This is a genomic window from Nocardia sp. 852002-20019_SCH5090214, from assembly GCF_001665865.1.
GTDB classification, from domain to species: domain Bacteria; phylum Actinomycetota; class Actinomycetes; order Mycobacteriales; family Mycobacteriaceae; genus Nocardia; species Nocardia nova.
Genome location: NZ_LZMK01000393.1, coordinates 132,899 through 145,577, shown reverse-complemented (window position 1 = coordinate 145,577; position 12,679 = coordinate 132,899). Strand labels below are relative to the sequence as shown.

1 protein-coding gene (only partly in view) is annotated in these 12,679 nt (G+C 69.1%); it reads right to left on the bottom strand.

Annotation, left to right across the window (positions count from 1 at the left end; genetic code table 11):
• Positions 1 to 12,679, bottom strand: partial view of a non-ribosomal peptide synthetase gene (locus A5780_RS32645; protein ID WP_064911031.1) — the start only. Its footprint begins 31,367 nt before the window's first position; only the first 12,679 of its 44,046 coding nucleotides appear in the window; it begins with the start codon at positions 12,677 to 12,679; its stop codon lies off the left edge, out of view.

The window sequence follows — 12,679 nt, the reverse complement described above, 5'->3', positions numbered from 1 at the left end:
CGAACGTCGGCGCCGGCAGCGCCTTGCGATCCAACTTGCCGGAGGCGTTGAGCGGGAAGCTGTCGAGCACCACGAAGGCCGCCGGCACCATGTACGCCGGAAGTTGTTCGGCCAGTGCGGATTTCACGTCGTCCACCGCGATCTCGGCGCCCGGCGCGGCGATCAGGTAGGCGACCAGCTGGTCGCCCGTGCGATCCTCGGAGCGAACCACCACCACGGCCTGACCCACCGATGCGACGGCGGTCAGCGCGGATTCGATCTCACCCAGCTCGATGCGCAGACCGCGCACCTTCACCTGGAAGTCGGTGCGGCCCAGATACTCGAGCTCACCGGCCTCGGTCCAGACCACCAGGTCGCCGGTGCGGTACATGCGCGCACCGCCGCCGAAGGGATTGGCCACGAAGCGGTCCGCGGACAGATCCGGCCGGGCCACATATCCGCGCGCCAGCTGGGCGCCCGCGAGATACAGCTCACCCGCGACACCCACCGGAACCGGCTGCAGCCGCGCGTCCAGGACGTAGACCTGGGTGTTGAACACCGGCGCACCGATCGGCACCGACGCCCCGTCCGCGTCGACGACCTCGTGATAGGTGACGTCGACCGCGGCTTCGGTCGGGCCGTAGAGATTGTGCAGGCGAGCGCCGGTCAGGCGGCGCAACTGCTGCGCGGTGGTGCCGGGCAGCGCCTCACCCGAGGCGAAGACGTTGCGCAGACCGGTGCATCCGGCCGCGGCCGGCTCGGCGACGAAGACCGCGAGCATCGACGGCACGAAGTGGGTGACCGTCACGCCCTCGCGCACGATGACCTCGGCGAGATAGGCCGGATCGCGGTGGCCGTCCGGCCGGGCCACCACCAGGCGCGCGCCGACCTGCAAGGGCCAGAAGAACTCCCACACCGACACGTCGAAGGTGGCCGGGGTCTTCTGCAGCACCACATCGTCGGCGGCCAGGCCGTACTGGGCGTGCATCCACACCAGGCGGTTCACGATCGCGGTGTGCGGAACGGCCACGCCCTTCGGGCGGCCGGTGGAACCGGAGGTGAAGATCACGTAGGCGGTATTGCCCGGACGCAGCGGCGCGGTCCGGTCGGCATCGGTGAGCGGCGCGTCCGAATATCCGGACAGCTCGAGCCGGTCGATACGCACCTCGGGCGCGATATCGCTTGCGGTGGAGACGTTTTCGCGCAGACCGGCACCCGAGGTCAAGACGCAGACCGGGCGGGCGGTGTCGAGGATGTAGTCGGTGCGCTCGGCCGGATGATCCGGATCCAGCGGCACGTAGGCGCCACCGGCGGCGGCCACGGCGTACATGCCGACCACCAGATCGATCGAGCGTCGCATACCGAGGGCGACCAGCGACTCGGGTCCGACCCCCTGGTCGACGAGCCAGCGGGCGAGCCGGCGCACGCGGGCGGCGAACTCGGCGTAGGACAGACTCGTCCCCTCGAAGATCACCGCGGTCGCGTCCGGGGTGCGCGCGACCTGGGCCTCGAACAGCGAGACCAGCGTCGCGGCGGCATCGTCGGACACCGTCGGCAGGGCGGCGTCGATGGGGAATTCGGTGTCGTTCCAATGCCGCAGCACCAGAGCGTGTTCGGTGGCGTCGAGAATCGGCAGGGCGCCCACGGCGACCGACGGATCGGCGGCCACGGCCTGCAGCACGCGCAGGAAGCGACGGGCGAGCGATTCGGCGAACGCCTCGTCGAACAGATCGGTCGCGAAGACCAGCTCGGCGTCCATCGCGGCGTCCGCACCGGTACCGCCGGCGGCCCCGGCGCCGACCGGCCCCTCGCTCAACGTCAGCTGCAGGTCGAATTTCGCCGTCTGCGCGTCGATTCCGAGTTCGGCGACCGTCAGCCCGGGCAGTTCCAGGGCGGTGCGGCCGAGGTTCTGGAAGGACAGCATCACCTGGAACAGCGGGTGCCGGGCCTGCGAACGGGCCGGGTTGAGCACCTCGACCAGGCGCTCGAACGGCACGTCGGCGTGGGCGAAGGCCGACAGGTCGCGCTCGCGGACCTGGGCCAGCAGTTCGGTGAACCGCGCGCCCGGGTCGACCTGAGCGCGCAGGACCAGGGTGTTGACGAACATGCCGACCAGGTCGTCGAGGGCTCGCTCACCGCGACCGGCGACCGGAATACCGACAGCGATGTCGTCGGTGCCGCTCAACCGCGCCAGCAACGCGGCGAAGGCGCCGTGCACCACCATGAACAGCGTGCTCTGCTGTCCCTGGGCGACCCGGCTCAGCCCGTCGACGAGCTCACCCGGCACCCGGAAGCGGTAGGTCCCGGCCTCGTAGGTGGCCACGGCCGGCCGCGGGCGGGTCGACAGCCGCAATTCGTCGGGCAGGCCGTTGAGCGCGTTGTGCCAGTAACCGAGTTGTTCGGAGATGACCGACCGCGGATCGTCCTCCGAGCCGAGCGATTCCCGTTGCCACAGCGCGTAATCCGCGTACTGCACGGGCAGCGGCGCCCAGCCGGGCTCCGATCCCGCGGTGCGGGCCAGGTAGGCGGTCATCAGATCGCGCACCAGCGGCGTCATCGAGAAGCCGTCGGTGGCGATGTGGTGGACCACCACGACCAGCACATGATCGGCCTCGCCGAGGCGGTACAGCCGCAACCGGGTCGGCGGCACCGCGGTCACGTCGAAACCGCGGCCGACGAATTCGGTCAGCGCGTCGAGCAGATCCGCCTCGGTCGTATCGACCACGTCGAGGTCGGGCACGGCGCGGGTCGAGGGCAGGATCTGCTGGTAGGCCAGGCCCTCGTGGGAGGGGTAGATCGTGCGCAGCGATTCGTGCCGGGCCACCACGTCCGCGATCGCGGTACGCAGCGCGTCGATATCGAGTTCGCCGGTCAGCCGCACCGCGGCCGGGATGTTGTTGGTCGCCGAATCGGTGTCGAAGCGGTTGAGGAACCACATCCGCTGCTGTGCCAGCGACAGCGGCGGGAATTCCGGGCGCGTGCGAGGCGTCAGCGCCTGGCGCACACCGGATCCCACCTGGGATTCGACGCGCGCGGCCAAGCCGGCCACCGTGGGCGCCTCGAAGACCGTGCGCACACCGACCTCGGCGTTCAGCGCGGCGCTCAGCCGCGCCACCACCTGGGTGGCGATCAGCGAGTTGCCGCCCAGATCGAAGAAGTCGTCGTCCACACCGACCGGACGCTCGCTGGTGTCCAGGCCGAGTACGTCGGCGAAGGTCGCCGCGACGATCTCCTCGACCGGCGTGGACGGCGCCCGGAATTCGCGGGCCGCGAACACCGGCTCCGGCAGCGCGCGCCGGTCCAATTTGCCGTTCGGGTTCAGCGGCATCGCGTCGAGCGTGACGATCGCGGACGGAATCATGTACGACGGCAGCAACTGCGCCAGATGTGCGCGCAGCACCTCGAGGTCCACCACGCCGCCGGCCGGCACCACGTAGGCGACGAGCTGATCGCCCAGGCGCGCGTCCGAACGCACCACCGCGACCGCCTGGGCCACGGATTCGTGTGCGACGAGGGCGGATTCGATCTCCCCGAGCTCGATGCGCAGACCGCGCACCTTCACCTGGAAGTCGGTGCGGCCCAGGTACACGATCGCGCCGTCGGCGCCGCGGCGCACCAGGTCACCGGTGCGGTACATCCGGGAGCCGTAGTCGGCGAACGGATTCGCGACGAAGCGGTCGGCGGTCAGATCGGCACGGCCGAGATAACCGCGGGCCAGCTGATCGCCGGCCAGATACAGCTCACCCGCGACACCCGGCGGCACCGGATGCAGTCGCGCGTCCAGCACGTAGGCCTGCGCGTTCCACACCGGCAAACCGATCGGCACCGCGCCGCGGACGCCGTCGGCCACCCCGGCGTGGGTAGCGTGCACGGTGAATTCGGTGGGGCCGTACAGGTTGTACAGCTGTGCCGTGCCGACCCGGCGGAACGCCTCGACGGCATCGGAGGTGAAGGCCTCACCGGCGACGAACAACGCCCGCAGCGACGCCAGCGCGGAACTGTCGACCGCACCGGAGAAGACGGTGAGCATCGAGGGCACGAACGAGGTCATGGTGACCTGTTCGGCGGCGATCACATCGGCGAGATAGCGCGGATCGCGATGCCCGTCGGGGGTGGCCACGACCATCCGGCCACCGACCGACAGCGGGGCGAACAACTCCCACACCGAGACGTCGAAGGTGGCGGGCGTCTTGAACAGCACCACATCGTCGGCGCCGATGCCGTATTCGCCGGTGATCCAGCGGATCTGGTTCACCACCGCGGAATGCGGGACGGTCACGCCCTTCGGGCGGCCGGTCGAGCCGGAGGTGAAGATCGTGTACGCCGGATTCGACGGACGCAGCGGGGCGAGACGGTCCGCATCGGTCAGCGGCTCGTCGGAGTAGTCCGCGAGGTCGAGCTCGTCCAGGCACAGGACCGTACGGTCACCGGCCTCGACGTCGGCCGCGTTCGCCGAGGTGGTCAGTACGCAGACCGGTTCGGCGGTGTCGAGGACGTAGCCGATGCGGTCGGCGGGCTGATCCAGGTCCAGCGGCACATAGCCGCCACCGGCCTCGAGCACCGCGTACATGGCGACCACCAGGTCCGTCGAACGCCGCAGTCCCAGCGCCACCCGCGCCTCGGGGCCCACGCCCGCCTCGACCAACCGCCGCGCCAACCGGCGCACGCGGGCCCCGAATTCGGCGTAGGTCAGGGTCTCGCCGGCCTCGCGGTCCACCACCGCGACCGCCTCCGCGTGAGTGCGGGCGGCCTCGGCGAACAGCTCGGGAAGCAGTGTCGCGGAACCGATCTCGCGCGAGGTGTAGTTCCACTCGCGCAGTTCCCGATCGGCCTCGAGCGCGTCGATCAGCGCGATGTCACCGATGGGGCGGTCCGGATCGGCCACCACCGCGGCCAGCACCCGGTCCAGGCGCTTGGCGAATCCGGCGATCGTCGGCTCGTCGAAAAGGTCGAGCGCATAGGAGAACTCGGCGGACATACCCGCCGCCGCCCCTTCGGCGTCCGGCGCCTCCTGCAGGGTGAGCTGCAGGTCGAATTTCGCCAGCCGGGCGTCGTAGTCGATGCCGTTGACCGACAGGCCGGGCAGCTCCAGGCTGGCGTGGCGGATGTTCTGGAAGGCCAGCATCACCTGGAACAGCGGATGCCGGGCCTGCGAACGGGCCGGGTTGAGCACCTCGACCAGCCGCTCGAACGGCACGTCGGCATGGGCGAAGGCCTGCAGATCGGTATTGCGGGCCTGGGCCAGCAGTTCGGCGAAGGTCATTGCGCCGTCGACGTTCGTGCGCAACACCAGCGTGTTGACGAACATGCCGATCAGATCGTCGAGCGCGGCCTCACCGCGACCGGCGACCGGGGTGCCGATCGCGATATCGGAGGTACCCGACAGCCGCGCCAGCAGGATCGCCAGCGCGCCGTGCACCACCATGAACGGCGAGGCGTTGTACCTGCGGCCGAGGTCGGCCAGTCGCCGCTGGGTTTCCGGCGAGATGACGAACGAATAGGTGCCACCGCGATACGTCGCGACCGCCGGGCGCGGCCGGTCGGCGGGCAGCACCAGTTCGTCGGGCAGATCGGCGAGTTCGCGGGTCCAGTACCGAATCTGGTTGGAGATCAACGAGTTCGGATCGTCCTCGGAACCCAGCACGTCGCGCTGCCACAGCGCGTAGTCGGCGTACTGCACCGGCAGTTCGGTCCAGGCCGGCTGCTCCCAGTTGGTGCGCGCGGCGTAGGCGACCATCACGTCGCGGGCCAGCGGATGCATCGACCAGCCGTCGGCGGAGATGTGGTGCACCACCATGCCGAGCACGTACTCGGTCTCGCTGATCTCGAAGAGCCGGGCGTGCAACGGCACTTCGTTGGTCACGTCGAACGACATGGAGGCCAGTTCGACCAGGTGGTCGATGAGATTGTGCTCGGTCACCGGCACCGGGGTCAGGTCCGGCACGATCTGCGCGGCGTCGAGCACCACCTGCACCGGCGCACTGCCGGTCTCCGGGAACACCGTGCGCAGCGATTCGTGGCGGTCGATCACGTCGATGACCGCGACCTGCAGCGCGGCCACGTCCAGTTCACCCGACAGCCGCATGGCGACCGGGATGTTGTTGACCGCCGAGGAGGTGTCGTAGCGGTTGAGGAACCACAGCCGCTGCTGTGCGAGCGACAACGGCACCTGTTCGGGGCGCTCCCGTGCCACCAGCGACTTGCGCGCACCGTCGCCCGCATGCGATTCCACTCGCGCGGCCAGCGCGGCCACGGTGCTCGCCTCGAACAGCATGCGCAACGGGACGCGGGTGTCGAGCGCGTTGCCCAAGCGCGAGGCCACCTGGGTGGCGATCAGCGAATTGCCGCCGAGGTCGAAGAAGTCGTCGTCCGCGCCCACCCGGGCCACGCCCAGAACCTCGCCGAAGGTCTGGGCGACGATCTCCTCGATCGGCGTTGCCGGAGTGCGGAATTCGCGCACCTCGAATACCGGCGCGGGCAACGCTTTGCGGTCCAGCTTGCCGGACGGGTTCAGCGGCAGCGCGTCGAGCACCACGATCGCCGAGGGCACCATGTACGCCGGCAGCCGCCGGTGCAGCGACGCCTTGATGTTGTCGATGTCGACCGGCCCGGCCGGGGTGACCGCGTAACCGACGAGCTGATCACCGGCGACGGTGTCCAGAACGAGAACCACGGCCTGGTTGACCGCCGGATGCTCGGTGAGCGCGGCCTCGATCTCCCCGAGTTCGATGCGCTGACCGCGGAACTTCACCTGGAAGTCGGTGCGGCCGATGTATTCCAGCACGCCCGCGCGGCCGACCTCGGGTGCGTCCGGTTCGGTCCAGCGGACCAGGTCACCGGTGCGGTACAGCCGTGATCCGGGCGGGCCGAACGGGTCGGCTACGAATCGATCGGCGGTCAGGTCGGGGCGGCCGTGATAGCCGCGCGCGACCTGCACCCCGCCGAGGTACAGCTCACCGGGCACCCCGACCGGAACGGGAGACAGACCTTGGTCGAGTACGTAGGCGCGCGTGTTCCACACCGGGCGGCCGATGGGCACCGTGGCGGGGGCGACGGTGTCCAGGTGCCATGCGGTCGCGTGCACGGTGAATTCGGTCGGGCCGTACAGGTTGTGCAGCGCGGCGGTGGAGAACTGCCGGAACGCGGTCACCGTCGCCGGCGGCAGCGCCTCTCCGGCGACGAGAACGGCACGCAGCGAGGCACATTCGGCCGGAACCGCGGCACCGACGAAGACCGACAGCATCGACGGCACGAACGACGTCATGGTGACCCGATGACGACCGATGATCTCCGACAGATACACCGGATCGCGATGCCCGTCCGGTGCCGCGATGAGCATCTTCGCACCGACCGCCAGCGTGCCGAACAACTCCCAGACCGACACGTCGAAGGTCACCGGGGTCTTCTGCAGCACCACATCGGCCGGCCCCATGCGGTATTGCGCGGTGATCCAGGCGATCTGGTTCACCACGGCGGCATGTGCGACCGCGACACCCTTCGGACGGCCGGTGGAGCCGGAGGTGTAGAGCACGTATGCGGTATTGCTCGGCCGCAGCGGGGCGAGTCGATCGGCATCGCCGACCGGGGTCGGCGGATAGTCGTCGAGGTCGACGGCGTCGACCTCGATCACCGGGATGTCGCTCGCGGCGACCCCGTCGTCGGTGGTCGTCAGCAGGCAGACCGGGCCCGAGGAGGCCAGCACGTAGTCGGTGCGCTCGGCCGGATGGTCGGGGTCCAGGGGCACATACCCACCACCGGCGGTCATCACCGCGTAGATCGCGACGAGCATATCCACCGAACGCCGGATACCGACGCCGACCAGTGACTCCGGTCCCACGCCGAGGTCGATCAGTTTGCGAGCCAAACGATTGACGCGCGCGTCGAATTCGGCGTAGGTGAGCTCGATCGGCTCCCCGCCGTCCTCGCGCATGCCGCCGTCGAACAACACGGCGAGCTCGTCGGGCCGCTGCCGAACCTGCTCGGCGAACAGATCCAGCACCGTCGGAGCCGAAACTCCGTGCGCGGTCTCGTTCCAGCCCGAGAGCACCGTGACCCGTTCGGCATCGTCGAGCAGAAGGATCTCACGCACCGCCGTATCCGGGTGCGCGGCAACAGATTTCAGGATCCGCAGATAGCGTTCGGTGAATTCGGCGACGGTCGGCGCGTCGAACAGATCGGTGGCGTAGGAGACCTCCGCAACCATCCCGGCGGGCGCACCGGAGCCGGAACGCTCCTCGGTGATGGTCCACTGCAGGTCGAATTTGGCGATGTCGACGTCCAGTTCGTCGGCGGTCACCGACAATCCGGGCAGTTCCAACGTGGCGTGCGACATCTCCTGGAACGACAGCATCACCTGGAACAACGGATGCCGCGCCTGCGAGCGGGTCGGGTTCAGCACCTCGACCAGTCGTTCGAACGGCACGTTGACGTGCGCGAATCCGGCGAGGTCGACTTCCCGGGTCTGCGCCAGGAATTCGCTGAACGCGATGCTGCCCTCGACCTCGGAACGCAGCACCAGCGTGTTGACGAACATGCCGATCAGGTCGTCGAGCGCCTGTTCACCGCGACCGGCGACCGGCGTGCCGACAGCGATATCGCTGGTACCCGACAACCGGGCCAGCAGAACGGCCAACGAGGCGTGCATGACCATGAACAAGCTGACGCCGTGGGCACGCGCCAGTTCGACCAATTGCCCATGCAATTCGGCGTCGATGGCGAAATCGACCCGGCGGCCGCGGAAGCTCTGCACCGGCGGCCGCGGGCGGTCGGCGGGCAATTCCAGCTGATCCGGCAGACCGGCCAAAGCCTCTCGCCAGTACCCGATTTCGCGGGCGGCGATGGAATCCGGATCGGCCTCCGAGCCGAGCAGTTCCCGCTGCCAGAGGCTGTAGTCCTGGTACTGGACCGGCAGCGGTGACCAGGCGGGGGCCGAACCGGCCGCACGCGCCAGATATGCGGCCGCGACGTCGCGGGCCAGGGGACCGAAGGAGAATCCGTCCGCGGCGATGTGGTGAACGACGAAAGCGACCGCGAAGTCCCGCGTGCCATTGTCGCGGCCGGCGGAGATCTCGAATATCCGCACCCGGATCGGCAGTTCCCGAGACACATCGAATCCGGCGGACGCGAAGGCCGCCAGCGCATCGTGCAGATCCGCCGCGTCGATCGGCTCCACCTCGATACCCAGGTCGACCTGTTCGGCCGGAATAACGAACTGATAGCCGCCCGCGCCGGACTCGGGGAAGATGGTGCGCAGCGATTCCTGCCGCTCCACCACGTCGCGCAGCGCGGTCTGCAGCGCGTCGATGTCGACGGTGCCGCTCAGCCGGACCACGAAGGGCAGATTGTAGGTGGGTGCGGCGGGATCGAACTGGTTGATGAACCACATCCGCTGCTGTGCCAGCGACAGCGGAACCCGGTCCGGGCGATGCTGCGCGACCAGCGGCGGACGCGCCGCGAATTCGCCGTCGGCGCCGTGTTCGGCCGCGGCGTCGGCCCGGGCCGCGATACCCGCCACGGTGGGCGTCTCGAACAGCGCGCGCACACCCAGCTGCACGCCGAAGGCGGCGGAGATGCGCGCGACGACCTGCGTCGCCACCAGCGAGTTGCCGCCGAGGTCGAAGAAGTTGTCGTCCACGCCGACCCGGGGCTGGCTCAGTACGTCGGCGAAGACGCCGGCGACGATCTCCTCGGCCTGCGTGCGGGGGGCGCGGTAACCGGTCGCATCGGCGCTGAACACGGGTTCGGGCAGCGCTTTGCGATCCAGCTTGCCGGAGGTGTTGAGCGGGAACGCGTCCAGCACCATGATCGCGGCGGGCACCATGTAGCTGGGCAGCTTCTCGGCCACGAACCGGGTGAGATCCGCCGAATCGATCGAATATCCCGGCGCCGGAACGACATACGCGACCAGCTGCTGACCGGTCGCGGTGTCGACCACCAGCACGACGGCCTGGCTGACCGCCGGATGGGCGAGCAGATCGGTTTCGATCTCGCCGAGCTCGATGCGCTGGCCGCGGAACTTGACCTGGAAGTCGGTACGGCCGATGTACTCCAGCACGCCGGTCCCGTCGGCCTGCCGGCCCCAGCGCACCAGGTCACCGGTGCGGTACATGCGCTCGCCGGTGCTCGAGAAGGGATTGGCGACGAACCGATCCGAGGTCAGATCGGGCCGGCCGCGGTATCCGCGGGCCAACTGCCGTCCACCCAGATACAGCTCACCCGGTGCGCCGATCGCGGCCGGACGCAACCGCGAATCCAGCACGTAGACATCGACATTCCATTCCGGGATACCGATCGGGACGGTGGTGGTGTCGGCTGCGGTGGCCTCCCAGTAGGTCACCGAGACCGCGGCCTCGGTGGGGCCGTAGAGGTTGTGCAGGCCGGCGTCCGGGTTGATCGCCCGGAACATCGCGGCGGTCTCCGGCGGCAGCGCCTCACCGATGACGAAAACCGCACGCAGCGAATCACATTGACCCGCGCTGGCGTGCGAGGCGAAAACCGTCAGCATCGACGGCACGAAGTCGGTGACGGTCACCGCGTGCCGCTCGATCATCTGCGCGACGTAGACCGGATCGCGATGCCCGTCCGGATCGGCGACCACCAGTTTCGCGCCGACCATCAGCGGCAGGAAGTAACCCCACAGCGAGACGTCGAAGGTGGTGGCGGTCTTCTGCAGATAGACGTCGGCCTCGGTCAGGCCGTATTCGTGCAGCATCCACAGCTGCTGATTGACGATGGCGTGGTGGGTGACCGCGACGCCCTTGGGCCGGCCGGTCGAACCGGAGGTGTAGATGACGTAGGCGGTGTTGTCCGCGCGCAGCGGCGCGAGCCGGTCGGCGTCCGTGATCGGCGCATCGGACACACCGGTGGTGTCGAGCGTGTCGATCTGTACCTGCCGCACCGAATCCGGCAGGTCCACCTCGTCGGTGGAACTGGTCAGCACGCACACCGGGCCCGCGCTGTCGAGGATGTAGGCGGTGCGCTCGACCGGATGATCCGGATCGATCGGCACGTACGCGCCACCGGCCTTCAGCACCGCGTGCATGCCGACGACCAGATCCAGCGAACGCCGCATGCCCAGTGCCACCAGCGATTCCGGGCCCACACCGTCGGCGATCAGGGTCCGCGCCAGGCGGTTGACCCGGGCGCCGAATTCGGCGTAGGTCAGCGTCTGCCCCTGGAAGTCGATGGCGGTCCGGCCGGGCGTGCGCGCGATCGCGGCGTCCAGCAGGGCCGGCAGCGTGGTGGTCGGCACCTCGTGGACGGAGCGGTTCCAGCCGGTGACGGTTTCGGCCCGCTCGACGGCCGTGGTGATCGGCAGACCCCACAGCCGCTCCTGCGCATCCGCCTGCAGGAACCGGTCGAAGAATTCGAGGAAGCGCGAATGATGGTGGCGCGCTTCGTCTTCAGTGTAGAGGTTCGGGTTGGTCTCGAAGTCGATCCGGGACCGCGCGCCGCCCTCGGTCTGATAGAAGTTGACGCCGAGATCCTCGATGGAACCGGTGGAGAGCACATGCAAGCGGCCCGGCGTGCTGCCGAGTACCAGCTCGTCCTGGAACAACATGATGTTGACCCAGGGGCCGAAGAACTCCTTGGTCACCACTCCGTCGCCGCTGCCCGATTCCCGGCCGGCGGCGGCACTGTCACGGCGAATGTCCTCGTGCCGGTACCGCTGGTGACGCAGCGCGCCCGACACCTCCACCTGCACCGACTTCAGCAGGTCGGTGACGGTGGTGTCGTGGCCGACGCGCAGGCGCAGCGGGACGATGTTCGAGGTGGCGCCGCCGGAACGCCGCATCACCGCGGTGGTGCGCGCGGTGACCGGAAGGCTCAGAATGACGTCCCCGGCGTCGGTCCACTGCGCCAGATAGGCGGCGAAACCCGCGATCAGCAGGGCGGCCGGCGAGGAGTCGTGGCGACGAACGGCTTCGGCGAGCAGGTCGTTGCGATCGTCGGACAGAGCGGCGCCGACCACGTCGTTCAGCGGGGCCGGGGCGGCATTGCGGCCGGTGAGGCTGGTGCCCTCCTCCAGGCCGGCCACACGCTCGGCCCAGTACTGCTTATCGCTCTCGAAACGGGTGCTGTCGCGGTAGGCGAATTCGGATTCGACCAGGTCGCGCAGGTCGGAGGCCTTCAACGCGGCGGGCTCGACGCCGTTGCGATAGGCGGTGTAGCGCTCGGCGATCCGGTTGACCTGGTTCACCGCGCCGAAGCCGTCGAGCACGATGTGATGGGCACGCGAGTACCAGAACCAGCGGTCGTCGGTGAGCTGCAGCGCGGCCGAGCGGACCAGGCGGTCGGTGATGATGTTCAGCGGGCGGCCGTAGTCGGCGCGCATCCACTCGTGCGCGGCCGCTTCCGGATCGGCGGCATCGCGCAGATCGATGTGCTCGACGCCGTCGGTATCGCCGAGGGTGTGGTCGACGTACTGCAGCGGCTCGCCGTCGCGTTCGACGATGCGCACGAAACCGGAGCCCAGCTCGTGGGACGCATCCAGGCTGGCGCGCGAGAGCACCTCGACGTCGACGTCGCCGTCCAGGTCGACGTACTGGGCGATCGTGATCGGCACCTGGGGGTCCAGGTGCTGGGCATACCAGATTCCGAGCTGCGCCGGCGACAGCGGGAACAGTTGATCCCCGGATACTGCCGCGGGCGTTACCTCGCCGCCAGCTTCGCCGTTTCCGCCGAAATCCAGCCGGTCCAA